This window comes from Halobacillus ihumii (assembly GCF_902726645.1).
Lineage (GTDB): Bacteria > Bacillota > Bacilli > Bacillales > Halobacillaceae > Halobacillus_A > Halobacillus_A ihumii.
Genome location: NZ_CACVAO010000001.1, coordinates 3,263,567 through 3,290,163, shown reverse-complemented (window position 1 = coordinate 3,290,163; position 26,597 = coordinate 3,263,567). Strand labels below are relative to the sequence as shown.

Annotated in this window: 29 protein-coding genes; 10 read left to right on the top strand and 19 right to left on the bottom strand. The window is 41.0% G+C overall.

Translation table 11 applies throughout. From position 1 onward, the window contains the following. Nucleotides 1-74: 74 nt before the first annotated feature. The 6 genes from perR to G6R08_RS16315 all read right to left on the bottom strand — a co-directional run bounded on the left by perR (nucleotide 75) and on the right by G6R08_RS16315 (nucleotide 4,346). Nucleotides 75-518: a peroxide-responsive transcriptional repressor PerR gene (perR, locus tag G6R08_RS16340; RefSeq protein ID WP_079526818.1), complete on the bottom strand. Its 444-nt coding sequence runs from the start codon at nucleotides 516-518 to the stop codon at nucleotides 75-77. 126 nt (nucleotides 519-644) lie between these two features. Continuing rightward, nucleotides 645-1,199, bottom strand: coding sequence for a cob(I)yrinic acid a,c-diamide adenosyltransferase (locus G6R08_RS16335; RefSeq protein ID WP_163529394.1), 555 nt, complete (start codon nucleotides 1,197-1,199; stop codon nucleotides 645-647). A 2-nt stretch (nucleotides 1,200-1,201) separates the two neighbouring features. Beyond that, nucleotides 1,202-2,155: a D-2-hydroxyacid dehydrogenase gene (locus G6R08_RS16330; RefSeq protein WP_163529393.1), complete on the bottom strand. Its 954-nt coding sequence runs from the start codon at nucleotides 2,153-2,155 to the stop codon at nucleotides 1,202-1,204. Between the two features lie 31 nt (nucleotides 2,156-2,186). Further along, nucleotides 2,187-3,296, bottom strand: a complete 1,110-nt coding sequence (locus G6R08_RS16325) for an aminopeptidase (RefSeq protein ID WP_163529391.1) — start codon at nucleotides 3,294-3,296, stop codon at nucleotides 2,187-2,189. Nucleotides 3,297-3,399: 103 nt separating this feature from the next. Further along, complete coding sequence (bcp, locus tag G6R08_RS16320; protein WP_079526703.1) at nucleotides 3,400-3,870, bottom strand: thioredoxin-dependent thiol peroxidase; 471 nt, start codon at nucleotides 3,868-3,870, stop codon at nucleotides 3,400-3,402. 65 nt (nucleotides 3,871-3,935) lie between these two features. Continuing rightward, on the bottom strand, nucleotides 3,936-4,346 hold the full coding sequence (locus G6R08_RS16315; protein ID WP_163529389.1) for a two pore domain potassium channel family protein: 411 nt from the start codon (nucleotides 4,344-4,346) through the stop codon (nucleotides 3,936-3,938). Nucleotides 4,347-4,892: 546 nt separating this feature from the next. Between G6R08_RS16315 and G6R08_RS16310 the strand changes: the two genes are divergently transcribed. Both G6R08_RS16310 and G6R08_RS16305 read left to right on the top strand, forming a co-directional pair. Then, nucleotides 4,893-6,188 carry a glutamate-1-semialdehyde 2,1-aminomutase gene (locus tag G6R08_RS16310; protein ID WP_163529387.1) on the top strand — a complete coding sequence of 432 codons (1,296 nt, stop codon included), beginning with the start codon at nucleotides 4,893-4,895 and terminating at the stop codon, nucleotides 6,186-6,188. 216 nt (nucleotides 6,189-6,404) lie between these two features. Beyond that, complete coding sequence (locus tag G6R08_RS16305; protein WP_163529385.1) at nucleotides 6,405-7,472, top strand: FUSC family protein; 1,068 nt, start codon at nucleotides 6,405-6,407, stop codon at nucleotides 7,470-7,472. A gap of 40 nt (nucleotides 7,473-7,512) precedes the next feature. Here G6R08_RS16305 and G6R08_RS16300 read toward each other — a convergent pair whose 3' ends face one another. The 5 genes from G6R08_RS16300 to mutY form a co-directional block, all read right to left on the bottom strand. After that, the gene (locus G6R08_RS16300) at nucleotides 7,513-9,285 is read right to left on the bottom strand and encodes an ABC transporter ATP-binding protein (protein WP_163529383.1); all 1,773 of its coding nucleotides are present in this window, start codon (nucleotides 9,283-9,285) and stop codon (nucleotides 7,513-7,515) included. Between the two features lie 64 nt (nucleotides 9,286-9,349). Next, a complete protein-coding gene (ntdP, locus tag G6R08_RS16295) occupies nucleotides 9,350-9,877 on the bottom strand; it encodes a nucleoside tri-diphosphate phosphatase (RefSeq protein ID WP_163531368.1) in 528 nt (175 codons plus the stop codon). A 477-nt stretch (nucleotides 9,878-10,354) separates the two neighbouring features. Beyond that, nucleotides 10,355-10,537: a gamma-type small acid-soluble spore protein gene (locus tag G6R08_RS16290; protein WP_205439475.1), complete on the bottom strand. Its 183-nt coding sequence runs from the start codon at nucleotides 10,535-10,537 to the stop codon at nucleotides 10,355-10,357. A gap of 154 nt (nucleotides 10,538-10,691) precedes the next feature. After that, nucleotides 10,692-11,705: a C40 family peptidase gene (locus tag G6R08_RS16285; protein WP_163529379.1), complete on the bottom strand. Its 1,014-nt coding sequence runs from the start codon at nucleotides 11,703-11,705 to the stop codon at nucleotides 10,692-10,694. A gap of 398 nt (nucleotides 11,706-12,103) precedes the next feature. After that, nucleotides 12,104-13,195 (bottom strand): A/G-specific adenine glycosylase, encoded by a 1,092-nt coding sequence (gene mutY, locus G6R08_RS16280; RefSeq protein WP_163531367.1) that lies wholly within the window; start codon nucleotides 13,193-13,195, stop codon nucleotides 12,104-12,106. Nucleotides 13,196-13,256: 61 nt separating this feature from the next. Between mutY and G6R08_RS16275 the strand changes: the two genes are divergently transcribed. Then, on the top strand, nucleotides 13,257-14,264 hold the full coding sequence (locus G6R08_RS16275; RefSeq protein ID WP_163529377.1) for a metal-dependent hydrolase: 1,008 nt from the start codon (nucleotides 13,257-13,259) through the stop codon (nucleotides 14,262-14,264). A gap of 44 nt (nucleotides 14,265-14,308) precedes the next feature. Here G6R08_RS16275 and G6R08_RS16270 read toward each other — a convergent pair whose 3' ends face one another. Further along, nucleotides 14,309-14,575, bottom strand: a complete 267-nt coding sequence (locus G6R08_RS16270) for a YfhJ family protein (RefSeq protein ID WP_163529375.1) — start codon at nucleotides 14,573-14,575, stop codon at nucleotides 14,309-14,311. 112 nt (nucleotides 14,576-14,687) lie between these two features. Here G6R08_RS16270 and sspK point away from each other — a divergent pair, with 112 nt between their 5' ends. Beyond that, nucleotides 14,688-14,852 (top strand): small acid-soluble spore protein K, encoded by a 165-nt coding sequence (gene sspK, locus G6R08_RS16265; protein WP_079526682.1) that lies wholly within the window; start codon nucleotides 14,688-14,690, stop codon nucleotides 14,850-14,852. Between the two features lie 186 nt (nucleotides 14,853-15,038). On the opposite strand, the gene G6R08_RS16260 is transcribed toward sspK, so the two are convergent. Continuing rightward, nucleotides 15,039-15,374 (bottom strand): YfhH family protein, encoded by a 336-nt coding sequence (locus G6R08_RS16260; protein WP_163529374.1) that lies wholly within the window; start codon nucleotides 15,372-15,374, stop codon nucleotides 15,039-15,041. Nucleotides 15,375-15,517: 143 nt separating this feature from the next. On the opposite strand from G6R08_RS16260, the gene G6R08_RS16255 reads away from it, so the two are divergent. Continuing rightward, nucleotides 15,518-16,177, top strand: coding sequence for an SDR family NAD(P)-dependent oxidoreductase (locus G6R08_RS16255; protein ID WP_163529371.1), 660 nt, complete (start codon nucleotides 15,518-15,520; stop codon nucleotides 16,175-16,177). Nucleotides 16,178-16,224: 47 nt separating this feature from the next. Here G6R08_RS16255 and G6R08_RS16250 read toward each other — a convergent pair whose 3' ends face one another. From G6R08_RS16250 to glcT, 3 genes are all read right to left on the bottom strand, one after another. After that, a complete protein-coding gene (locus tag G6R08_RS16250) occupies nucleotides 16,225-16,491 on the bottom strand; it encodes a phosphocarrier protein HPr (protein WP_079526677.1) in 267 nt (88 codons plus the stop codon). Nucleotides 16,492-16,506: 15 nt separating this feature from the next. Beyond that, the gene (ptsG, locus tag G6R08_RS16245) at nucleotides 16,507-18,495 is read right to left on the bottom strand and encodes a glucose-specific PTS transporter subunit IIBC (protein ID WP_420810424.1); all 1,989 of its coding nucleotides are present in this window, start codon (nucleotides 18,493-18,495) and stop codon (nucleotides 16,507-16,509) included. Nucleotides 18,496-18,782: 287 nt separating this feature from the next. Beyond that, nucleotides 18,783-19,625, bottom strand: coding sequence for a glucose PTS transporter transcription antiterminator GlcT (glcT, locus tag G6R08_RS16240; protein WP_163529367.1), 843 nt, complete (start codon nucleotides 19,623-19,625; stop codon nucleotides 18,783-18,785). 247 nt (nucleotides 19,626-19,872) lie between these two features. On the opposite strand from glcT, the gene G6R08_RS16235 reads away from it, so the two are divergent. Continuing rightward, complete coding sequence (locus G6R08_RS16235; RefSeq protein ID WP_163529365.1) at nucleotides 19,873-20,664, top strand: HAD family hydrolase; 792 nt, start codon at nucleotides 19,873-19,875, stop codon at nucleotides 20,662-20,664. A gap of 98 nt (nucleotides 20,665-20,762) precedes the next feature. On the opposite strand, the gene recX is transcribed toward G6R08_RS16235, so the two are convergent. Further along, on the bottom strand, nucleotides 20,763-21,596 hold the full coding sequence (gene recX / locus G6R08_RS16230) for a recombination regulator RecX (RefSeq protein ID WP_338035441.1): 834 nt from the start codon (nucleotides 21,594-21,596) through the stop codon (nucleotides 20,763-20,765). Between the two features lie 93 nt (nucleotides 21,597-21,689). On the opposite strand from recX, the gene G6R08_RS16225 reads away from it, so the two are divergent. Together G6R08_RS16225 and G6R08_RS16220 are read left to right on the top strand one after the other, a co-directional pair. After that, the gene (locus G6R08_RS16225) at nucleotides 21,690-22,595 is read left to right on the top strand and encodes a TIGR01777 family oxidoreductase (RefSeq protein ID WP_163529361.1); all 906 of its coding nucleotides are present in this window, start codon (nucleotides 21,690-21,692) and stop codon (nucleotides 22,593-22,595) included. A 400-nt stretch (nucleotides 22,596-22,995) separates the two neighbouring features. Continuing rightward, nucleotides 22,996-23,553, top strand: coding sequence for a GNAT family N-acetyltransferase (locus tag G6R08_RS16220; RefSeq protein WP_163529359.1), 558 nt, complete (start codon nucleotides 22,996-22,998; stop codon nucleotides 23,551-23,553). A gap of 20 nt (nucleotides 23,554-23,573) precedes the next feature. Here the strand turns inward: G6R08_RS16220 and G6R08_RS16215 are convergent, their stop codons facing one another. Beyond that, nucleotides 23,574-24,242, bottom strand: a complete 669-nt coding sequence (locus G6R08_RS16215) for a DUF3298 and DUF4163 domain-containing protein (RefSeq protein ID WP_163529357.1) — start codon at nucleotides 24,240-24,242, stop codon at nucleotides 23,574-23,576. A 66-nt stretch (nucleotides 24,243-24,308) separates the two neighbouring features. Further along, nucleotides 24,309-24,581 (bottom strand): hypothetical protein, encoded by a 273-nt coding sequence (locus tag G6R08_RS16210; protein ID WP_163529355.1) that lies wholly within the window; start codon nucleotides 24,579-24,581, stop codon nucleotides 24,309-24,311. Between the two features lie 154 nt (nucleotides 24,582-24,735). Between G6R08_RS16210 and G6R08_RS16205 the strand changes: the two genes are divergently transcribed. Further along, entirely contained in the window at nucleotides 24,736-25,557 is an 822-nt protein-coding gene (locus G6R08_RS16205; protein WP_163529353.1) for a GNAT family N-acetyltransferase, read from the top strand. Nucleotides 25,558-26,238: 681 nt separating this feature from the next. Beyond that, complete coding sequence (locus G6R08_RS16200) at nucleotides 26,239-26,595, top strand: Lin0512 family protein (RefSeq protein ID WP_163529351.1); 357 nt, start codon at nucleotides 26,239-26,241, stop codon at nucleotides 26,593-26,595. Nucleotides 26,596-26,597: the final 2 nt, after the last annotated feature.

The following is a 26,597-nucleotide window of genomic DNA, read 5'->3' as shown; positions in this document are numbered from 1 at the left end:
ACAATAAAAGGGACCTGCTGAAATAGCAGGCCCCTTTTATTATGTGAGAAAACTAAAAAACATAGCTTACCACTCTAGTGGGCAGACTTAGCTTGACATTGTGAACATGTCCCGTAAACTTCCATGCGATGATGACTTACAGTAAATCCAGTCACCTGTTCAGCTAATGCTTCCACTTCATTTAACTTTGGATAGTGGAAATCAACGATCTTTCCACATGTTTCACAAATAATATGATAGTGATCAGAAGTGTTACAATCGAAGCGGCTTGATGAATCGCCATAGGTAAGTTCTCTTACAAGCCCAATTTCTCTGAAGACGCGCAAGTTGTTATACACTGTTGCGACACTCATATTTGGGAACTTACTCTCCAATGCTTTATAAATATCATCAGCTGTCGGGTGAGTCATTGCATTCAGCAGGTATTCAAGCACCGCATGACGTTGTGGTGTGATTCGGACCCCAGAACTTTTTAGTGTATCAATGGCTTCTTGCAGTCGTTGTTCAGACACCGTCATGCACCTCGCTTTCATATATTAGTTCCTGAATTAGAAAATTATTAAATTAGAATCTTTATAATTAGTTTAACCCGTTGGTAATAGTATTGTCAATAAATACCCATGAGCGACCAGGCTTCTTTTTGATTAAACATCCGGGTGCAGCGGCAATTCTTTTCCTCCTAAGTGCTGATTTACATACCTCGCTGCTACGAAAAGCAAGTCGGACAATCGGTTTAAATAAGAGACCACAAGTGTGTTGACTTCATCTCCAAGCGCAACAGCTGTCCGTTCTGCCCTTCTTACGATCGTACGAGCCATATGCAGGCCGGCTGACGCTTCATGCCCAGAAGGAAGAATAAAGTTATTTAACTCTGCCAAATCTTTGTCCCATTCATCAATATATTGTTCGAGCTCGTCAATATGCTCCTTTTTTAATTCCCATGTAACTTTTTTCCCTTTAGGTGTAGCCAGCTCAGCCCCGACATGGAAGAGGATCGTTTGTATTTTTTGCATAGAGGAAAGGAACTCAGTCTTTCCTTCCCATTTTTCACGAATAAGGTGGCTTAAGGCAACACCTATTGCTGAATTGGCTTCATCACATGTTCCATACGCTTCTACCCTTAGATCACTCTTAGCCACGCGATCTCCATAAATTAATGAAGTCTTTCCCTTATCTCCTGACCTTGTATAAATACGCATGCTTAATACCCCCGTTTAGGATCAATAAAATTCTTCATATCCCGATCTTGATTTAAAAATAATTGCAAGTTTTGTTCAAATAGGTCAAATCCACGCGGAATATACTGTGGTGACTTTCCTGATGAATGCGGTGTAATCGTAATATTCTTTTCCTCCCAAAATGGATGATCTTCAGGGAGGGGTTCTTCTTCAAATACATCTAACACAGCATGACTGATTTGGCCGTTCCTTACAGCCTCTAAAATCACGTCCGAAGCAACTAGGTCACCTCTTCCCATGTTTAAGAAAACCGCATGATCAGGCATAAGCTCAAAATGGTCTTCTTTTAAAAGATGTTCGGTTTCGTGTGTGCTAGGTAATACCGCGACCACTAGATCAGCTTGTGGCAAAGCTTCTTCCAGCCTGTCTACTGGAAGGGCTTCGTCAAAATAGTCCTTCGTCTTTCCAGATTTAGATACCCCAATTGTCTTGATTTGAAACGCCTGGGCGATCCGGGCTGTTTCCTGGGCAATGGATCCCGTTCCGAGTAACACCATCGTTTGCCCATTTATTTCTCGGATCGTAACGCTGCGGTTCCATTCACGATCATGTTCTGATTCGATCAGATCTTTCGCTTGGCGATACACTTGCAGAATCATGGACAGGGCATATTCAGCCATTGGTTTTCCGTGGATACCCCGCACATTCGTTACCACAATGTTCCGCTTCTCAATCTCTTCAAATGGCAGTTTATCCATTCCGGCTGAAAGTACCATGATCCACTTGAGTTTTACGGCTTCACCTATCACCTCAGGGGTCACGTCCTCCCCATATGTAATTAGGACATCCGCTTCAGCTAACAGCGGTCTCCCCTCTTCCATTCCGTGGCAAAAGTGGAACTCAACTTGTTCAAAGTTATTCCTTAATCTATTTTTTATCTCTTCAGGAACCCGTTTAATAACCGATACAACTTTCATGCTTACACCTCATCTTTTATCGATCACAAATTTAGTTGAGCTGATCTGGGTTTAAAGCCAGCAGTTCTTCTTTCACGAATAAACCATTATCTCTAATTAATTCTCCGTCAAAGTACACTTGACCGCCGCCATACTCAGGACGCTGAATCAGCACCATGTCCCAATGAACAGTGGAATCATTGCCATTTTTGGCTTCATCATAGCATTGCCCTAAAGCTAAATGCAGGCTGCCGGCAATTTTTTCATCAAAAAGGATGTCTCCCATCGGCTCGGTAATGACCGGATTAAGTCCCAAGGCAAACTCGCCAATGTATCGGGCACCGTCATCGGAATCGAGTATTTTAGTAAGTTCCTCTGTTTTATCCGCGGCAGCTTTTACGACTTTTCCATTTTCAAACGTTAACGTGATATCGCGAAACACCACACCTTGATAAGGACTCGGTGTGTTAAAACGAATCGTGCCATTCACGCTATCCTTAATAGGCGCTGTGTACACTTCACCATCGGGAATATTTCTTTTGCCTGCACAGATCACGCTTGGAATGTTTTCAATAGAAAAAGTAAGATCCGTTCCTTCCGCTGTTATTTTTACTTCTTTTGTATTATCTAGTAACGTTGATAATTCTGTTTGGGCCTGACTCATTTTTTTATAATCAATCGTGCAGACTTCTAATAAATAATCAACATAGTCATCAAAAGGCATACCGGCCTTCTGCGCCGCTGCTTTCGTAGGATAATTAAGCAGCACCCACTTTTTCTCCTGTACAACAAATTCATTGGCTGGCTTCATTTCTTTCATAGCCATCTGAAACTGTTCGGCCGGAACACCGCTTAGTTCGGCATCGTTTTCTTCTCCAATAATTTGTACGAAAGCATCGATATCCTTGTTTTCTTCAAGCTTCCATGTATTCGTTTGAGCAAACACTTCCTTGGGTGCATGAGATATCCACATTCTCATAAGTTCGTCATCTGCCAACTCGTAGAATGCAAGTGCTCCTCTGTCGTGAATCCCTGAAATCAATTCTTTGATCAATGGCTTCGTGTTTGTCTGACCTTGCACCATCACCTTTTCTCCTGGTTTCACATCAAGTGAATGGGATAGTAGAACGTCAGCCAATTCCTTTAATCTCGTATCTCTCATATGTATCTCGACCTCCCCTCTCCTATTATTCTGTAAAAGTTGTTGTTTTCCTTCAAAAACCAAATAAAAACCGCGATAGACGAATCTATCACGGCTTAATTAATTACGATAGGTTTTCACGAATATACTGTAGCGCTGATTCCACATGCCCGTCCACTTTTACTTTTCGGTAGTCTTCAGCTAAGTTGCCTTCTTTATCAATAATGAAAGTCGAACGTTCAATTCCATAATATTCTTTGCCAAAGTTTTTCTTCAGCTTCCATACTCCATAGTCTTCAGCTACTTTATGGTCCTCATCAGCAAGCAGTAAGAAAGGTAAATCATGCTTATCAATGAATTTCTTATGGCTGTCGACTGGATCTGGGCTTACGCCAAGAATTACGGCATCTAATTCTGCGAAGTTTTCGTGTTGATCACGGAAATCACATGCTTCTGTTGTACATCCTGGTGTCATGTCTTTCGGATAAAAATAGAGCACAACATTCTTGCCACGGTAATCGGAAAGTTTCACGGTTTCCCCGTTATTTGCCTTTAATTCAAATTCAGGGGCTTTCTGTCCAGCTTCTACTGTCATTCTTAAATCCCTCCTAATGAGTGTCTAATCTTAGATTATCATGTTCTGGTAACCTACATCCACTATCAGGAGTCGCGTGCAGAAGATTGCCATACCTTTGCGACAATAGCCGCTGGTAAGGTGTAGCCGACTAACGCCTCAATAACAGCAACAAACCGCCCCCATCCAATCGGCATAAAATCTCCATATCCTACCGTGAATAAAGTAACTCCGCTAAAATAAACACCACGGGCAAGCTCTGTGATCCACTCTGTGGGGAATACGCCGGACGTATGCGCGAAAATAATGATCCCCTGGTAAGAAAGAGTCGCGTAAATAATCCCAAATCCAACCATCACGATCGTGTACAATAGAAGCAAAGCAAAGAAGATCTCGACTGAAAATGTTCGATGCTCTACTTCTAGAGAAGCGAACAATTGTCGCAGGCTCCCAGCAATTAATAATAGAATGAAGAAAGCTACAACTATGCTGACCACAGTAGATACACTCCCTTTAGCAAGTAGGAAAGGTTAGTATTTCCCTGAACCTCTCTACAACGGAAGCAGCTTATCGATCAGATAAGCTGCTGTCGACAAATAGAGAGTTTATTTCGTTTAAAGTATTTATGGAATAATCATGACGCGTACTCACACAAGTTCATCTGCTTGGACCGCTTAGGTGACTTGAATTATGTAGCTGACCTACAATACATGGGAATGATACTCGTGTGAGGAAGTGGAACTAGGTAATAAGCAAGCGATTAGGGGAGCTGGCTATAAATTTAGCTCATAATGTAGCGGGTCTGGATGAAATAATTCTTAAAGACAAGCTTCTGTCTATACTTTTTAATTATGTAATGACTTTCTTGTTTATGATTATTCAGAAGTCAACAACCCTAATCATTGACGCAACAATGTAAATAAATCCCACCTCAGGTCATCCATTTTCTGGATGGGCCTTGCGGTGGCTTTCTTTTCCTTTCATGGTTTTGTTTTTGGCATGCTACAATAGGTGATGGAATTTTGATTATTGGAGGGAAGTTCATGAATTTCACTAAATCTGAACAGTTATATGATGAGGCCAAACAGCACATTGTAGGCGGAGTCAACTCCCCGTCACGTGCCTATAAAGGAGTTGGAGGCGGCACACCGGTGTACATGGATCGGGCTGAAGGCGCCTATTTCTACGATGTTGATGGCCAGAAATATATTGACTACTTAGGTGCATATGGCCCAATTATTACAGGCCATGCTCACCCGCACATTACCGAAGCGATTACGAAGGCAGCACAAAATGGAGTGTTATACGGCACACCGACCGTACTCGAGAATACGTTTGCCAAAAAACTAAAAGATGCCATTCCATCTTTAGATAAAGTCCGTTTCGTAAATTCCGGAACAGAAGCGGTGATGACAACGATTCGTGTAGCTCGTGCTTACACAGGCCGCAATAAAATTATTAAGTTCGCGGGCTGCTATCACGGTCATTCAGACTTAGTCTTAGTTGCCGCCGGATCTGGACCATCTACCCTTGGCACTCCGGACTCAGCAGGCGTCCCTGCCTCCATTGCTGAAGACGTTATTACGGTGCCATTTAATGATATTGAACCTTATAAAGAAGCGCTCAAACGATACGGGGATGAAATTGCTGGAGTGCTCGTAGAACCGATTGTAGGAAATTTCGGTATTGTAGAACCGAATCCAGGCTTTTTGCAACAAATAAATGATCTGGCTCATGAAGCAGGTTCGCTCGTTATTTATGACGAAGTAATCACAGCCTTCCGTTTTACATATGGAAGCGCCCAGCAGCTCCTTGACATTGAACCAGATATGACGGCTATGGGCAAAATTATCGGCGGCGGTTTGCCAATCGGTGCTTATGGCGGACGTGCTGATATTATGGAACAAGTCGCGCCACTGGGACCCGCTTATCAAGCCGGCACTATGGCTGGAAACCCCGCTTCGATGTCAGCGGGAATTGCTTGTCTCGAAGTCCTTCAGCAAGAGGGCGTTTATGATGAGATGGATCGGCTTGGTGCTCTTCTTGAAGAAGGCATTTACAATCATGCCAAGGCAAACGATATTCATATCTCCATCAATCGCCTAAAAGGAGCCTTAACGGTTTATTTCACCGATGAAAAAGTCGAGAATTATGAACAGGCTGAAAACACAGATGGTGAACAATTTGCGAGATTTTTCAAGCTCATGCTTGATCAGGGAATTAACCTGGCTCCTTCTAAATATGAAGCCTGGTTCCTGACAACCGCTCATACAGAAGAAGATATCCAAACGACGCTTGAGGCCGTCAAGCATACCTTTGAAACGATGGCAAAAGAATAAACCGGCTCTGTAACCCTTGAGAACTTCCTCAAGGGTTTTATGCGGTCACATGTCTCATTATTTATCGTTTTCATGCATAGTCTTACCGAGGATTCGATTAATTCATTTCACGAAAGGGTACGATATTTTGTAAAAGCTGCACACTATCTCTTCCCTGCAGATGAAGAGATAAGCTATACTATTCTAAATGAATGAAAAGGTAAGGATGGTCGTTCAATGAAATTAGGTGCACGTATGATGAAAACAGGCCTAGCCGTAGCTGTAGCCTTATATGTAGCTGAATTGCTAGGATTTGTCTCACCACTTCTAGCGGCAATTGCAGCCCTGTTTTCGATTCAACCTTCAATTTACCGATCTTATCAATCGATCGTGGAGCAAATCCAAGGGAATTTAATCGGGGCTGGTATTGCTATTATCGCTGTATTCACCCTTGGAAACGACCCGTTTGTAGTTGCTTTTGCCATCATCGTTGTGATTGGCCTCACAATGAACTTGAAGATGAATGAAAGCACGATTTCACTAGCCGCTGTAGCTGTTGTTGCCCTTATGGATTCAACTGATCTAACGTTTATATACTTTGCGGCTTCACGTCTCAGTTCACTCTTATTAGGAATATTAGCGGCATTTGTGGTCAATCTTGTGTTCGTACCACCCCATTATGAGACAAGACTTTTTGCAAGAATTGATACCACCACAACTGATATTCTTCAGTGGTTACGAGTTACAACAAGACAGCTCTCAGACGAACCTGCCCTAAAATACGAAATTACGCGTATTCAGGATAACTTTCGCTGGATCGATCATACGTATTTGTTATACTCTGAGGAACGAACGTACTTTAAAGGAAAACGATTTGCCAAAGGAAGAAAGCTTGTCCTATTCAGACAATTGATTACGACAACGAAGAAATCATTTGATGTGTTAAAAGCGTTTTACCGGCTCGATCACCGAATTGAACAAATACCGAGTGAGTTTCAAGATTCGTTGGTGAATGAGCTGGATAAATTAATCAATTCACATGAAAAAATCGTCCTTAGCTTAAAGGGGCGAATTAAACAAACACATAAACAATCATTGAGACAAATTGAGGAACCCAACATTCCAGTGGTTGTCGAACAGTTGATTAAAGTATATGAAGAAAATCACAATCCAGATAAACTGATTTTTCTGCCGCTGGCTTCTCAACTGATGGAGTATCACTATCAACTGGAGAAATTTAAGCGTTTATTAAAAAGTTATGAGAAGCATCGTCACCGCAACTCCATTCAAACTACTGAAAAATAAAAAGCAGGAGGCCTCAATTGGTCTCCTGCTTTTTTCAACTTTACGTACCCAAATATTCTGTTTTCTGATCATCAAGCTGCTGAACCTGATACAAGTCATAATAATGACCTTTTTGCTGCATTAATTGCTCATGTGAGCCTACTTCTACGATCTCGCCGTTTTCGATATGAACGATACGATCCGCATGGGTGATCGTCGCTAACCGGTGTGCCACGATAAATGTCGTTCGATCAGAAGCCAGACGTTCAAGCGCTGATTGAATGAGACTTTCGCTTTCCAAGTCTAATGCCGACGTGGCCTCATCAAGCACTAACAGTGGAGGATTTTTCAAAAACACTCTGGCAATAGCAACACGCTGTTTCTGACCGCCAGAAAGTTTCACCCCGCGCTCGCCGACTAACGTATCGTAGCCATGCTGCAAATTCATAATAAAGTCATGAGCATTAGCCGCCTTAGCCGCTTCAATCATTTCTTCCTCCGTAGCGTCGGGATTGCCCATCTTAATGTTCATAGCAATCGATTCACTAAACAGAATGTTATCCTGAAGCACCATTCCCACCTTGTCACGTAGAGAACGAGCTTGCACATCCCGAATATCTTGACCATCAATTAAGATTTGGCCACTTGTAACATCATAAAAACGAGGAATTAAACTAATTAATGTTGACTTTCCGCCCCCGCTCATGCCGACAAAGGCGATTGTCTCCCCTTTTTCGACCTGTAGGTTCACTCCGTTCAACACATCTGGTTCATCTTCATCATACCGAAACGATACATCTTTAAACGTTACATCACCGTGAACGTGTTCTAACCGTTTGGCGTTCTTCTTATCTACAATGTCGTATTTTTCATCAAAGAATTCAAATACTCGGTCCATGGAAGCAATGGATTGTGTTAAGACAGTAGCGGAGTTAACCAAACGTCTTAACGGGTTATAAACACGATCCATATATCCGACAAACGCTACCATTGTACCTACCGTCAAAGCCCCCGTAATTACCTGGTAGCCGGCAAAAGTGATCACGAGCAAAGGTGCCAGGTCAGTAATGGTATTCGTAACGGAATACGTGTAAGCATTCCAGTTCGTATGTTTAATCGCTTTATCTAAAAAGTTTGAGTTGCGTGTATCGAATTGTTCATGTTCATAATCTTCAAGCGCAAATCCCCGTATAACCGGCATGCCTTGAACCCGTTCATGAAGATGACCTTGAACTTCAGCAAGCGCCTGAGAACGGTCTCTGGTGAGTCTCCGTAACCTTGCATAGAAAAACTTCACAGCAAACCCGTATAACGGAAACAGTGCGACAGATACCAGTGTTAACCAAGGATCAAGAGTAAGCATGATAATAATAGCAATAACAATTGTAAACATATCTAACCAAATATTCATTAACCCCGTTATGACAAAGGTCTTGGTCTGCTCCACATCATGAATAACACGAGAAATGATTTCACCGGTCTTAGTTTGTGAATAAAATCGCAAGCTAAGTTTCTGGATGTGATCAAACAGTTTATCCCGCACATCATACAATATCGTATTTCCGATCCATTGAGCTAAATATTGACGAATGTACTCGATAGGAGGACGTAAGATCAGAAACACAAAAAAGGCGCCGCCCATAAGCAGCAGTAATTGATCAATTTTCTCAGATTGTCCTAATGATTCCGAATTAATGATATTGTCGATCACATATTTTATAATCAACGGCATCAATAATGGAATTGAAAATTTTACAACTCCGACAGATACAGTCAGAGCAATCTTTTTCTTATATGGCTTAACAAAAGCTAAGTAGCGCTTAATACTATCCAAACTATATCACCTATTTTCCTTCACCATAAGTATGCGCACCATTACAGTGCGCAATAAAATAATCTTATCGGTATGTTAAGTAACGTTCATACCATTGGTCAATGAATTCTGGCGAAAACGGACCTTTTCGCTGCCTGACCCATCGAACAAGAGTGTCTACATTATTATATAGAATCCGATCCAAAACATGAGGATAATTCATTTGACGTTTGTGTATTTCATACTCGTCCTCATCAAGCAGTTTAAACGTCATATCTGGAAATATCTTCACATCCAGGTCATAGTCAATGTATTTAATCGTTTCATCCTCATATATAAAAGGGGAACTGATATTACAATAATAGTACACCCCATCATTTCTCAGCATGCCTATTACATTAAACCAATACTTTGAATGAAAGTAACAAATAGCTGGTTCACGTGTAATCCACGTACGCCCGTCACTCTCTTTTACTTTTGTACGGTCATTCGCTCCAATTATTACGTTTCTCGTTCCTTTTAAAATCGTTGTGCTTTCCCACACACGATGCAAATATCCATTATGTTTATAACTTTTAATTTCGATTCGCTTTCCAGCGGCGGGGCCGGGCATACTCATCTCCCCTTCCCTTTTATTTTCCCGAGTCACACCTTCTATCTATTATAACGACAATCGATACTGAATGAAAACAATTGGGTTTAAAAGCCAAAAGCGTAGGGTCGTTCGACGTCGGGACAGGACGTGCCGGTTTTAGTCGAACATCCTTAAAGCCAAACTTCCCCTGCTCGAGTCTTAACAAACAATCTTAAGTGAAAATATGAACGGTGCTGTCTTAGCGGAGAAAATATACGGAGACTCCTGCGGGAGGAAAGGCCTAGGTGAGGCCCCGCAGTGCGTCAGCACGAGGAGACTCAACAGCCGCCCGCGGAAAGCGAAGTATATTTTCGTAGCGATTTGTATGCACCCAACTATATTTTTTAGTTCGGATTTTCATTTGATAAAAAAGAAGAAGCCGTCCACAGTTGGACGGCTTCCGGGAGTTTGATACCAGGCTAACTAGCAGCCTGAAAAGCTAAATCGGAACTCAGGTTATTTTTTCTTAGCCTGAGATTTTTGATTTTGCTTTTGTACTTGCTGTGCATTTGTTTGTTCTGCACCAAATTCAGTACCAAATTGGCCCTGACCTTGGGCAGCTTGTTGGTTCTGCTTACGAACCTGCTGTGCATCAGTACCAGCTGCTTGTTTACCCGCTTGTTTGGGTTGTTTAGCCATCATAATCACCTCCGCAAAAATTATTGTGCGCAGATACACCAATTTCATTCTCATTTTTTCGCATCTTTTTTTATAACTAATAATTCCAGTGTAAAAAAGCACAATAAAAAAAGAGCACTTCCGAAGAAGCGCTCTTATGAGAAAGCAATTATGTTTAGAAGCGTTTTGCTCCAATATAACGCGGGCTCCAGTATGGGTTAGAAAGTGAACTAATTTCAACACCATCGGAAGAACCTGAATGGATAAACTGATTACCGCCAACATAAATCCCTGCATGAGAAGCACCTGGCTTATACGTTTCAAAGAAGACAAGGTCTCCTACTTGCAAATTAGAAACACTGTCTAAGCGGCTGTCAGCATAGATAGAAGCAACTGTACGTGGAAGACTTATTCCTTCTTGCTCAAATACATATTGGATGAAACCGCTGCAGTCAAATCCTGCCGGAGACTCTCCGCCCCACTGATAAGGCGTGCCAAGATGTTGTTTAGCTTCCTGAATTAATCCAGAGTTTGAAACTTCTGGTTCAGGGGTATTAGATGATGTATCAACCTTATCCGTAAGGGCTGATCCTTTTAAGCTTAGCGTTTGTCCCACATAGATGATATGACCAGAAATGTTATTCCAACTTTTCAGGGAAGAAACGCCTACGCCAAAACGTGACCCAATCTCTGATAATGTATCACCAGGCTGCACAGTGTATTTTTTAACGTTATCACTGGCCGTTGATTCTCTGGAAGGACGTGAAACAGAAGCATCGCTTGTGCCATTAACGGACAGCTTATCACCCGCGAAGATTAAAGAAGAGCTCAAGTTGTTCCATGCCATCAAGTTGCTTACAGAAACGTTATATTGACTTGCAATTCCTGATAAAGTGTCACCGCTTTTGATTGTATATGTACTCGTTGTGCCTTCATTGCTGGAAGCAGATTCATCTGCTGAAGAACCATCTTTACTTACAACAAGAGACTGACCTACGAAAATAAGATGACTATTTATATCGTTCCATGACTTAAGTTCTGAGACTGAAGAACCGTATCTATTACTTAATTCCCAAAGAGTATCGCCTGATTCTACTTTATGTAATTCATCCGCAAAAACTGTCGTTCCCCAAAGTGACGCTCCTACTAAAGTTCCCCCAACAGCAGTAGCCAATTGTTTTTTGTTCATCGTAAAACCCTCTCTGTTATTTACTCTGTTTTCTATTATTCATAAATTAGTTTTAGTTGTAAATAGTCCTAAACATGAATAATAGACTAGTAATCTATCATTTTCCTTGATATGACAAGCTTCACCACGTTTCGTTACATTTAAGTTACAGTTATGTTACATGTTTAGCTATTATAGTCATTTTTTACCCTTAAACCCTTATATTACTGCATAAAACAGCCTGAAAAAGTCATAATAATAAGAAGATGAAAAGATGCGTATGACTTTAGTCGAAATTTGTCATAACCTTAAAAATTGGTGTGTTTTGCTGCTCATAAACTGAACTAAAAATTGTAAAAAAATAAAGCTATGCAGGAGTGATAAGAAACCTGCAAAGCTTTAGATACAGAACGTTATAGCTATTGTGTAAGAGTGTGTTGATGAATTTTTTGGTGTGATACAGGATATGGAAAACTTTCGATATTATCCTTCGATACAAATTGCGCATTTTGTCGATCAAGACCACCACCGACTATGTTTGCACGAACAACTTCCACTTCCCAAATCAAGTGAGAAAAGACATGCTTCACATGGTCTACGGTTGATTGTAATTCTATTTTTAATCCATATTCACCATAAAACCAATGCATCCCGCTCTCTTTATCCAAGTCGTCCATTGGTACCATAGGATATTGCCACATCGAAGCCAAAAGACCTTCATCCGGTCTCTTTTCGATGAGTATATTACCATTTTCATCTTCGATAATTAGAGCGAGATAAGGGACTTTCTTTTGTTTTTTCTTTGAAGTCTTAATAGGCAATTCTGACTCGATCCCTTCCGCAAATGCACGACACTGGTCCTGAACAGGACAGAGCAGACAGGAAGGAGATTTAGGGGTGCAAATGAGGGCACCCAGCTCCATTAATCCCTGGTTAAATGCAGATGGATTTGCCTCTGAAATCAGCTCATATACAAGACCTTCAAATAGTTTCCGTGTTTTAGGGACAGCAATATCATCTTCAATATATAAAATCCGTGACAGCACACGCATAACGTTCCCGTCGACTGCCGGTTCTGGCTGATCATAGGCAATACTGAGGATTGCCCCTTGCGTATATGGGCCTACACCTTTTAATTTTTTTAGCTGGGATTTCTCCTCAGGAACAATACCTCCGTAATCCTCGACTACCTCACGCACTGCGTTTTGAAGATTACGAGCTCGGGAATAGTACCCTAAACCCTCCCATGCTTTTAAAACGGTCTGCTCGTCCGCATCTGCAAGATCTTTAGGAGTTGGGAAAAGAGTCATAAAATGATTATAATATGGAATAACTGTATCAACACGTGTCTGCTGGAGCATAATTTCTGATACCCAGACACGATAAGGGTCTTGATTTTCTCTCCAAGGGAGAATCCGCTGCTCTTTATTAAACCAGTTAATTAACTGGTCCCTAAAATGCTGCTCGTTAAAATGCTGCATTATCTGAGGAATTCTTTCTTCGACTTTCATCATACATCATCCTTCGTGTACACTATAGATTATGCCGTTTTTGCCAAAGGAGGTAGCTTTAATGGACACTGGTACACACGTAGTCATGGGGGTCGCATTGGGTGGATTAGCCACACTGGATCCTGTGGTCCAAACAGACCCTATGTTATTTAACGCTGTATTAGTTGGGACACTCGCAGGGTCTCAAGCACCCGACTTCGATACGATCCTTAAACTTAAAAATAACGCTGTGTATATTCGTCATCACCGTGGAATTACCCACTCGATCCCAGCTGTTATTTTATGGGGACTTGGCATCCCATTTCTTATACATTTATTCACTCCTGAGGTGAACTTTTTCCACCTTTGGCTATGGACATTTCTAGCCGTTATACTTCATGTATTTGTAGACGTATTTAACGCGTATGGGACCCAGGCTTATCGTCCCTTTACAAAAAGATGGGTCGCCTATGGGTTCATCAACACCTTTGACCCATATATCTTTACGATGCATTTAGCAGGTATCGTCGCCTGGAATTTAGGCGCTAATCCAGGATATACGTGGCTGATTGTCTATTTTGTGATCGCCCTTTACTATGTTAAACGATATTTCGAAAAACGTGAACTCGTTAAAATGGTCCATCAGTATTTTGACGATGTGGAACAGGTAGCAACTTCGCCGACGATGAAGCAAAATGTTTGGCGTATCGCAATTACAACTAAAACTCATTATTACGTCGGGCGTGCTGTTGATGGGCACATTACCATTCAAGACGAATTTATAAACAAGGTCATTGATTACCAAGATCCGGTAGTTCAAAAGGCATTAACCGATCATAATATCAAAGCTTTTTTATCGTTTTCACCGGTATATCGTTACGATATTAATTACTTTGATGAATTCACGGAAGTACGCTTCACCGACTTACGGTATCGGTCAAAAGGCCGTTATCCATTTGTAGCGCTTGCGCAAATTGATGATGAGCATGGAGACGATGAACTTAAAATATTGAATTCGTATACTGGATGGGTATTTACAGAAGAAAAATTGCAAAACAAGCTATCGATCGCGCCAGAATCGAAAGGATAGCCATCCCCAAGTAAGAAATCCGTGCTGACCGCAGCACGGATTTCCTAATGCAGATACCTTTTTTTTCTTAACAGTTCTTTATATTTAGGATTTGTCGCAATAAACTCATGGAGTTTTGGACCATAATTCTCAATCCATCTTACCACGATCTGTTCAGTCATTTGCTTGCCCTTATATTGTCGCCCTGCCTTAGCCTGGGTCGTTTCAAAATCTTCCCAAAGTAATTCCACCCATGTTCGTGCTTCATCAATTGTTAAATGACCATTTTTTTCGTACAAATGTTCAGCCAGCCGTTGAAAAGTATCTTCCATCGTTTTCACCTCAAAAAAGTGGCAATGTTTATTTGTTATTGTAGCACATAGCACTGAGGATATGACATATACTAAGCTTGTTCACAGATTGGTGGACAAGGAGGAATGAACATTGCGTAACAAAGCAAAAGGATTTCCAAATAAGAAAATGACCAGTGCTCCTGAGGATCAAAGTGAATTTTTAGCTTTACGCCCCGATGGCAGCATAAACTCTAACCCCCAAGAGCGTGCGCTGAAATCACGAGAACGTGAAGTGAACCAGGGAGGGAAATATTAATATGTCTCACAATAAAGGCAAAAAACATTTCCCCCACCGAGGGACAAAAAACTTGAGAGACAGGGTAAATGGTGAAACTGTACAAACGCAATCTGAACGAATCACAGAAGTTCAAATGCGTAAAAGAATGTAATATACAAAACCTGTACACTTACTTTTAGTGTACAGGTTTCCCCACTTAATTACTTACTTTTCCTTAAGCATGGATATAGGAAGAGCTTCTTCCTTGTTGGCCACTCGTTCTCCCTGTTGGCTCATACGGTATCCCCAGGCAAATACCCCATTCATATATTCAATGAAAAATGTATGAGCCGGGTCTCCGTCGATTTGATAAACCTCGTTTGCTTTAAATTGATTCGGGTCCATCATATACGATTTTGCCATGATAATTTTTCGTTCATGAACGGCATACTCATTCACCATTCCAAGTTGCTCGGCTTTGAGTGCTTTCTCTTTTAGTTCTGCAATTTCTGACCTTAATTCCTCATAACTAAGATCGCTATATCTTCTCTCCACATCCATTCTCCTTTATAACCATTCAGCTTGTGTTAGTAATCCCTTAAGGCCATGAATGAGTCTTGAACAACTCAGTCCATCTATTTACATTTTAGCAGGATTTGTTCACAATAGAAATGGTGAGGAGATTTATATGGGAGGATTGGAAAATGGAAAACGTATTAATTACTGGAGCCGGGACAGGTCTCGGACGAGCTCTTGCCCATCAGTACGCTCATAACGGCTATCATGTCTATTTATCAGGCAGAACAGAAAGCAAACTGCTAATTGTTAAAAACGAGATCACCAAGGCAGGGGGCAGTGCAGAAGTATTAATTTGCGATGTCACTGAGCCTGCTTCTGTAAGTGAAGCGATTAAGCAGCTTGGCCACCTTGATGTCCTGATTAACAATGCTGGTCTGGGAATATTTAAAAATGTAGAATCCTATGACGAAGAAGATATTAGTAAAATGTTTAATACAAACGTGAAAGGTACCATTCTTATGACTAAGGAAGCTACTTCCCTGCTAAGGAATTCAAATGGACGAGTGCTTAACATTATTTCTACAGCGGGTTTAAGAGGGAAGACGAACGAAAGCGTCTATTGTGCGTCTAAATTTGCAGTTCGCGGTTTCACCGAGAGTCTTCACCAAGAATGGGAAGGCGAGGAAATGTCAGCTACAGCGGTATACATGGGCGGTATGAACACACCTTTCTGGCAGGAAAGTACCCATGTTCCAAATCCTGATGTACTAAAAGGTCCTGAAGGAGTAGCTCAGCAGATTTTCCAGGAAGATGATGGCCGCAAGGAAATACTTATAGATAAATAATTTGGATGTATAAAAAAGGCTGATCGCAATGACCAGCCTTTTTTATATTACTCTCCAAGTTTTTCTTCTTTTACTTTAGCGACAATTGCTTCAATCGCTTCCGCTTCATCTGAACCCTCAGCTGTAAACTTCACTTCAGCTCCATTTGGAATCCCTAGAGACATAACGCCCATGATGGATTTCATATTTACAGACTTGCCTTTGTACTCAAGGTTAACATCAGATTGATATTGACCGGCGATTTGAACTAAAGCTGTTGCTGGACGTGCATGCAGCCCGTCCCCTGAAGTAATTGTTACTGTTTGTTCTGCCATGAAAATTCGCTCCTTCTATTTGTTTAATTGAATAATATCAGGCTCGTTTCGCTTAACTTCACCCGTTGCTTTCAGCTCCACAGACTGTTCTTCACTTAAATTTGTGAAGACGATTGGCGTCACAATGGAAGGAGCATGTGCCTTCACATAGTCAAGATCCACTTCCATTAAGGCCTGTCCTTGCTTAACAGTGTCGCCTTCTTCTATAAGTGACGTGAAGCCTTCTCCTTTAAGTTTGACGGTGTCAATTCCAATGTGAATCAGAACTTCCATCCCATTGTCAGCTTGAAGACCGATCGCATGTTTCGTTGGGAAAACATTAAGCACCTTACCATTGATAGGCGAAACAATCTTACCATCTTTCGGCTCAATTGCAAAACCATCCCCCATCATTTTACCAGAAAACACTCCATCGGGTACTTCTGTAATAGGAAGCACACGTCCTTGGATAGGGCTGACAAATTCTAAGTCACCTGCTGTAACGGGAGCTTCTGCACTTTTAGCTTCGTTGACAATCTCAGCTACATCTTCCCTGGACCGAGGCGTTTTGCCATCAATAATGTCCTGCATTTGCCCTCTAAGTGTATCAGATACGGGGCCAAAAATCGCTTGAATATTATTTCCAACTTCCATAACGCCTGAAGCTCCAAGTTTTTTCAAACGGTTTTTATTCACATTACCTTTATCATTTACAGATACACGAAGTCGTGTGATGCATGCATCTAAGTGATCAATATTTTCCTGACCACCCATAGCCTCGAGGATTTCAAATGGTAAATCACCTACTTCGCCATCATCATCGGCATCCTCTGCTTCATCTTCACGTCCAGGTGTAGCCAGGTTGAACTTAAGAATCGCCCAGCGGAAACCAAAGTAATAGATCACGGAGAAGCAAAGCCCTACAATGATGACCCACCACCACTCGGTACGGTTAGGCAGTACGCCAAAGAGGATGAAATCAATCAAACCGCCCGAGAAAGTTTGTCCAATTTTGACACCTAGTATTTCCATAATCATAAACGAAAAACCAGCAAATATACAGTGAATACCAAATAATAACGGAGCTACGAATAAGAATGAAAATTCGATTGGCTCAGTAATCCCTGTTAAGAATGAAGTCAGGGCAGCCGAGGCCATAATACCGCCGACCACTTTTTTACGTTCCGGCTTAGCCGTATGGTAAATCGCAAGTGCCGCAGCAGGAAGCCCAAACATCATGAATGGGAATTTACCGACCATAAAGGTACCTGCCGTAAATTCAACACCATCTTGCAGCTGTGCAAAGAAAATGGCCTGGTCGCCACGGACAACTTCTCCAGCAGCCGTTGTGTACGTACCAAACTCAAACCAGAAAGGTGAATAGAAGATATGGTGTAATCCGAATGGGATAAGCGCACGTTCAATGACACCAAAGAAAAATACAGAAATGGTTTGATTGGTTTCAAGCATTAAGTAGGACAAAGCGTTTAGGCCAGATTGTGCGTAAGGCCATACGAAAAGCATAATAATCCCTAAGAATAAAGACGTGAAAGCAGTAATGATCGGAACAAAACGTTTTCCAGCAAAAAAACCAAGGAACTGCGGCAACTCAATATTGTAGTACCGATTGTACATCGAGGCCGCTAATATACCGACAATAATCCCGCCAAACACACCGGTTTGTAACGTAGGAATGCCTAGAACTTCGGCATAAGCAGGATCTGAAGTCATTTCAGGAGTAACTTCTCCCAGCACACCCATTACAACATTCATAATCAGGTAACCGATGATAGCAGCTAAGCCGGCAACACCGTCTCCTTTCGCCAAACCAATGGCCACACCTACCGCAAACAGTAATGGCAAATTATCAAAGACAACTCCACCGGCTTCTGCCATGACTTTAAGTAACGTTTGAACCCATGGCGTGCCGAAAAATGGAACTTTTTCTACAAAGTCATCCTGGGCAAAGCTTGTCCCAAATGCCAGCAGAATACCAGCAGCAGGCAGCAATGCTACAGGAAGCATCAATGCTTTACCGACTTTTTGCAATGTTCCAAATGCATTTTTAAACAAGTGAATCTCCTCCTATTTGTTTTATTAGTGATGAAAAACAGCAATCGTCAGAAAAATAAAACGGTTTCATAATTGCTGAAAATAAAAGGGCTGACGCCCACATCTCTCACAGCCGCCGTTAACCATTAAAAAAGGCATGAGTACAGAGTTCCTGAAAGGTCCATCTGGATATACTTATCCTAATGGTAACCTCAAGGATCTCCGATACTCATGCCTGATCGTGTCAGTAACACGTAACGTTAAGATTTATAGGTTAACCGTTGGAGATGAATCGTCAAATAAATGGCTTCTGTTTCATCTACTGGCTTATTCAACTGTTTTTGCATCACTTTGATTAACTTCCATGCTAGATTATAGCATATTGGATACTCTTGTTTCAACATATTAGCGAGCCGAATTTCATCCCCTGTATTTTCCTCTTGATAGACTCTGTCTATTGCCCTGTGTAAATGCTGGACCAAACGATGGTAATCGACACTATGACGATCAATGGTCACTTCCATTGTTTCTTCAACAAGCTGGACTAGTGTTGTAATCAATTGATTGTGGCGATTGATCTCACGAAGCGTTTTATCTGTTACCGCACTGTGAATATGTAAGGCAATAAATCCTACTTCACCTTCAGGGAATCTAATAGTTGTTTTATCATAAATCATCGTGACAACTTCCATGGCTACCTGGTACTCCTTCGGGTAGAGCGACTCAATTTCAGGTAAAAAAGGATTTCTAAACTGCATATTTTTTTGTGACCGATTAATCGCAAAAGCTAAGTGGTCCGTTAAAGCCACATGGATATGCTCGTTTAACTCCTGCCCCATTCTATTTTCAATATGATAGAGAATATCGTTCATAAAATCGATAAAGTCTTCCTCAATATGAGGAAGCAGATTCACATACTGCTCTTTTTCCTTCTCGTTTCGCAGTAAAAACGTTTTATCGGCTTTATTAAAGGAAGCAGCCTCTCCTTTTTTCTTGCCAAAACCTATCCCTTTCCCAATGAGGACAACCTCCTCATAAGAGGGATGCTTCGCAATCACCACATTATTATTCAATATTTTATCAATCATTAAACCTTCATCCATTTTTGTTCCTCCACACCATCGTACCAGTCTTTTTTTACTAACTTTCTATTTATCTATAGTTCTTATCGTATAGTTCCTGTTCCCATTTGACAACAGCTAGGAGTGGAAAGTAGGCTTTTCTTTTGTTTCTCATAGGCTGAAGTTGTACAATTTGCAAAGGCGTGTTTACAAGACTCCTCTCATGACTAGGAGACATGCTGAGCACTTTATCTAACGACTTAATTGGGAATAGGAAGGAGTTCCACTCATGATCAAATTATTCATTTCAGACCTTGACGGAACATTACTTGGCAACGACCATTATATTAAACAAGAAGATATTCATTCCTTTCAATGGTTACTTAACCACAATATTGAACTAGGTATTGCTACAGGACGTATGGAACATGAAATTACAGAAATTCTTCGAAGGATGAAACTGAAGGGGCATAGAATCAGTCAAAATGGTGCGTTTATTTATGGCCAGAATGACATGTTGATCCATTCAGAAACCTTTACGAAATCTAGTGCTGACCACGTTATGCACAACATTCAAAAATATCCTATGATCACTACGATTTCCACTGCCACAGACACTTATACATCTGAGCACAATGAATGGATTGATATCATTAATGGACAGCTTTTTCACGAAATTATTGTGAATCCTAATATGGCAAACGAGCTCGGCCAATCTATCCAGCCTTCTAAATTCACGCTGCATGGCAGTGAAGAAGATATCACACATGTTCATAAGCAGCTTGTACATCTATTCGGAAAAACGGTCGACATTTTTATTTCTCATAAAAATGTCATTGATATCATGCCGCCATCGATTAATAAAGGAAATAGCATTTTAGCTCTATTGGACCACCTTAACGTAAAACCTGACGAGATTGCCTGTATAGGGGATTCTTTCAACGATCTTTCCATGTTTGCCGTCACTCCCAACAGCTATGCCATGTCAACTGCTCATCCTGACGTGCAAGCCAATGCACGTACTGTGGTTGACCATGTGCATGAAGCCATTGAAGACTTAGCAGACAAAGGTCTCGTGTAGCATTCGGAACCGCCCAGTTATGTTAAATAGCTGAGCGGTTTCAATCTTGTCCATGAGAATCACAGGTTCATCACCCTTATCAGTTAGTGATGGAAACCCTATGTTCTCTCCTCTTCTTGGATCTTCTCCTCAATAAATTGTTCAATTAAATCAAAGCTGAACCCCTTACGATACAACCCGGTTTTAACCTTTTGTTTTAGTTCGAATCCTTCTGCTTTCCGTTCGAATTTCCGGAGTAATTTCTCTCCTTGATACACAATGGCTTCCCATTCTGTATCCTCCCCCTCCTCTTCAGGTAATTGTTCAAATACTTCTTTTATCGCATCGCTTTGAAACCCTTTTTGCATCAAATTCTGCTGGATGGTTTGGATGAGCTGCCGCTGTGATTTCTTCTTTTCACTGGCTATCTTCTTCCTGGCGAATTTTAATGCCTTTTCCACTTGTTTTTCAAAAGGGAAAAACTCAAGAGCTTCTTCCGCCATAGAAGCTTGCACTCCTTTTTCAATTAATTCTTTTTTAACTAAAATCGGTCCCTTGCTCGACGTTTGCACTCGCGTCCTGACTAAAGAATTAGCAAACTCTTGATCATCCACAAGCTTCTCTGTTCTTAAACGGTTCATCACTTCATCGATCTGTTCATCATCTGCTTCCTTCTTCACTAAATAATCACGTATTTCCTTTTCTGAACGCATTCGGTAGCTTAAATAATGAATAGCGAGGGTATATGTTTTATGTATCGTATCTTTCTGGATCAACGCTTGAATTGTAGATTCATCAATCTCCATTGATTTATGAAGGTGAAATTTCACGAGGAGATCTTCATCGACACTGAAGCCATAGGCCTCGCCCTGCTCATGATCCAAGAAGATATTATAACGGCTTTTTGATTTTTTTTGTGTCGTAATTCGCGTAATTTTTGGCAAAAGAAACACACCCTTTCTCATTTATTGTAGCATGGGAACAATTGAACTTGATCTTGTGACGAACTGTTTTTTTACATGATCAAAATAAAGGAGGAAATGCAATTGAAATTTGCTATTACTGGCGGAACAGGATTTGTAGGCTCAAAACTCACAGATAAACTCACTCATGAAGGGCATTATGTTTATATACTGACAAGAAATCCTCAAAACCATAATGATACTGAAAATGTAACCCACATCGGCTGGTTAAAGGATGAGTTTGCCCCCTGGGAGCACCTGCCTTCAGTAGATGCCGTCGTCAACTTGGCCGGAGAATCCTTAAGCAGCGGACGTTGGACAGAAGAGCGAAAGCGAAACATTATGAACAGTCGTATTGAAGCAACGGAAGGCGTGATCGATCTTATTGAACGAATGGATCGTAAGCCAGAGGTGCTTGTTAATGCTTCTGCTGTAGGGTTTTATGGCAAATCAGACTCTAAAACGTTTACAGAGGAAACAGAGGAACCTGGAAATGACTTCTTGGCGAATGTCGTCGTTGAATGGGAAAAGCGGGCAGCAAAAGCTCAACACTTTGGAGTGCGCACTGTCTTCGTTCGATTTGGTCTGATTCTCGGCAAGGAGGGCGCTTTACCAAAAATGATTATGCCTTACAAATTTATGATAGGTGGAAATTTAGGATCGGGTGAACAATGGATGTCGTGGATTCACATTGACGATGTCATAGAACTCATTTCCTACTCTGTGAATAAAAGCTCTCTTGAAGGCCCTGTCAATGGGACTGCCCCCAATCCAAAGCGAAACACGGATTTTGGTCAAACCCTTGGTAACGTACTTGGACGTCCCCACTGGATCCCAGCACCCTCATTCGCCTTAAAAGCCATTCTAGGTGATATGAGTACACTTCTGTTAGACGGTCAATCTGTCCTGCCCAAAAAGACTGCAGCACAAGGATATACATTTTTATACCCTGAATTAAAAACAGCACTACGATCCATCTTAAAACGATGAGCGATACGGCTTTCCAGTTTCGCTTTGTTCTACCTTTTTGTCTTATGGAATTTGACCGCCCATTTCATGGCTTCTCAAATTTGGACAATGATTATAATGTTAAAATGACGTATTTTCATAAGTAAATTCAAACAAAAAATAGTTTTTTAAAATTTGTAAAAGTGCCTATTCCTTTTTCAAATAAAATCGATTATGATTACCTTACGTAAGTCATATTGACCGTAGGTGTAGGGAAGGCAAATGGTGCGCCACCAGTTAAGTTGCTGGTTCTAGTGGGTTCGATTCCCACCCCGAATTTTTGTGAGCAATTGATAAAAATTCGAGGGTGGTCCGGACCAACTAAGCACGTTATTTCCCTGCGTTCAGACTGCCCTCCTTTATTCTCAGGGAGGGATTATTAATGTTAAAAAGGCGTGATTTACATGATTCTAAACCACTGTTTGACCTGATGATTCATCCAGAAGTATTTCCATATGTTCGTCATAAAGCTGCTTCAAGTGATGAATTCTACTTTCTGACGAAGCAAACATTAGAAGCGGAGGAAAACGGTGAATTAATTTCACGCACCATCTTAGATGAATGGGCCCAGCCGATCGGAACAATTAATCTTTTTGATATTGAGGACAACAAGGGCTTCCTGGCCACATGGATTGGTCAGCCCTACTTCGGAAAAGGATACAATCAACTGGCAAAAGAGTTATTTTTTGAGGAGTTATTTTTCCAGCTTGGTATTGAAGCGGTTTTCATGAAAATTCGCCGTACGAATATGCGGTCATTGAAAGCTGCTCTTAAAATCCCATATGTAATGACCGCTAACGAAATTTTCCCTGATGTCGTATTGAGGATTAACTGTGGGCAAGAGGCAGCTTATGATGTATTTGTAATCACGAAAGAACAGTACCTTTTTCATTACTATGGTGGTATGGAGCAAAATGCAGAAGAAATGTTAGAAGCATAAGGTGCTCTTATGCTTCTTTTTTAGATAATTTGAGGAAAAGGAACGTTCGTTTCGTGTGCCGGAGGATCTTTTTTTACCTTATCTAAAGGAATGCCAATTTCAGGTGTTCCGTATACGCCTGGTGCCACCTCAAACTTATTGAAAACAAGAACAAGCTGTTCACCTTCAATATAAAAAGCTGTATCTTCTCTCACAGAGTTGAATGATTGATGAAAATAAGTATCCGGCTCACTCTTCAACTCTTTTTTTACTTGTTGATTTAGCAAATTCATATCCACAATATCTGTTAAGGTAAAGAGTTGGCCATCTTTCCCGTTTTCGAAATTTATGGATGCCACATTCGAATTATATTTGTCCCCTCTCGAAATATTGGAGGTCAGAACAACAGAAAAAACCTGACCTTCCTTCACTACAAACTCTTCTCCATAATAGAGAATAGGAAATCCAGTCGATTCTTTAGCGACTTGCTTCACTTCCCTCATTGTATCTTCCACATGATTGCTGATTTTCTTATTTACTTTTTCTTGAAGGTCTGTATTATGAAGAGCATTAAAAACTGGATAATCAATATGGATCTCATAATCCTGCATGACTCTATCTCTGTTTTCAACCGTATATAAACTTTCAGCTGCACTTACATGTGTACTGAATATGATCAAGAGTAAAAACCATATACTTATTTTCTTCAAGAGCTCATTCCTCCTTTAGAATTAGTGTGACCAAATTAGTTAAATCTAAAGGAGAAAGCGCTTAACTTATTTTTCCAGTCGCTGAAGCATCTTTTCATTCGCAATATAAATCGCTTCGTTTTCTACATCCGCGAATCCATATGCTGTCTGGAGTCCTAGACACTCATACTTAAAAGCAGTCTGCCAAATATCCAGCTTATTCGTAATCTCTGCTACTGTAACAATACTCCCATTAAGCGATCTTTGACTAACTAAGCTGGAACCAAAAGTTTCCCCCAAATCTTCTGCAATTTCATTTACTTTTAGTTTTGCCGCTTTTACTATCAAACAGCCTTTCATCTTGTCCCTCACCCTCCCAACAAGAACATTTGTTCTATTATATCCATTCCTTACCAACAATTCAACTCTTTTTTTACTATTTGCAAAATAATAATTGCTTTTTTGTGAATATTTGATAAACTGTTAAACACTTTACTAAAAAGGGAGGGATTTCATGATTCGCAGGCTTACTTCCCAAGATAACCTGCAATGTCAGCAGCTTTTATCCGCAAAACCAGCCGAAAATTTATTTATTATTGGCGATATCGAAAATTTTGGTTACGAACAGGATTTCCACAAATTGTGGGGAGATTTTGCAGAAGAGGGGCAATTACAGGCTATTCTGTTAAAGTATCACAATAATTACATTGCCTATGCAGACGACTCTTTTAATGCCGAGGGCTTTGCAGCTATTATTAACGGTGATCCAGAATTCATGCAGTTATCGGGACTCCAGGAAATCACTGAGAAAATCCTTCCCCATATTAAAAACGGAAATGTTAGAACCCGTGAATTATACTACGCCAAATGTGATGACGCCGATAAGTTGAATCCAGATTTCGATATTAATCTGGTTAAACAAGCATGCGTAGAAGATGTTCCGCGACTTGTAGCATTACAAAATCAGATCTCTGAATTTGAACAGGATAGCAGTCGTGAAGACAGCATCAGAAGAGGTATGGAGCAAAAGTCAGCAAGAAGTTATTACATTGAGGAGCAGGACGTAATGATTTCAAGTGCCTCTACAACTGCCGAAAATTCGAAGTCAGCAATGGTTGTTGGCGTATGCACTCACCCTCATTACAAACGTCAGGGGCTGGCGAGCTCCTGCATGCATAAATTATGTCAGGATTTATTAGCAGAAGGGAGAATGCTCTGTCTCTTTTATGATAACCCCGAAGCAGGATCGATCTATAAAAGGCTTGGCTTTGAGGATATCGGCATGTGGATGATGCATATTTTTGAAAAAGTAAAAGAACCTTCAGCTATTTCATAATTCTCAGCCTTTGTACGGCAAGGGGTTTTGGTAAGGAAACACCTCACGAGCTAGGCAATTAAAAATTCTAATTGGTGCATATAAAACGCTACGAAAATATACTTCGCTTTCCGCGGGCGGCTGTTGAGCCTTCTTGTGCTAGCGCACTGCGATGTCTCACCTACGCCTTTCCTCCCGCAGGAGTCTCCGTATATTTTCTCCGCTAAAACAGCACATTGTTCGTCTCTTTACTCATGAGGGTTTAGCTATGTCTCTTCCTCGTACGGAGTCCCGTCATTTCCTCCCCACCTTTCTATAAAAGATGGAAGTGAAGGCTCTCTATCACTGCAGAAACTCTCCCCCCCTTAGGGAAGAGTAAATCCGTTAAAGCAATTATTTCTTATTATTTTACAACTCCGATTTTTATTAAGAAAGTTGCTCTCATTATCGAAATGGGGGTGGGAAACTGCGAGACTCCTACGGGAAAGGAAAGGCTGGCGAGGCCCCGGAGGTCGTAGACCGAGGAGACTTGCCGTCTTCCCCGTGGAAAGCGAGTGGTTTCCCACCCCCATTCTGATTTTAAAATTACGGAACCTTACTTACATTCAACAAACTATGAATTTGCTCCTATATAAATAAGTTTAAAATCTTCTCGAAAAGTTAATACACATAGTAGCACTTCAACATGAAGGAGGATATTCAATGGATCAAGTTATGTTTATTCAAACCGGAACAGGGACTGATGTTCATGGTCAAAATATAACAAAAGCTTCTATTCGGGCCGTGAAAAATGCTATTCATTCTAATTCGATGCCTGGAATTAGACTCTCATTGCCTAACCAATCTCTCGATGAAATGAAAATTCATGTCAAACTTGCTTTGCCTACAGACGATAAGCTTGACGAAGAAGAAGTGAAACAGGCTATACCGTACGGCCAGGTCACATTGGAAAAAACACAAGGCGGTATGCTGACATCCAGCAGGATTTTCTTAGAAGATAAAGAAGACAAAAATGATATGATGTATATTGTGAACGCAGCCGTTGAAGTCGGATACTGATT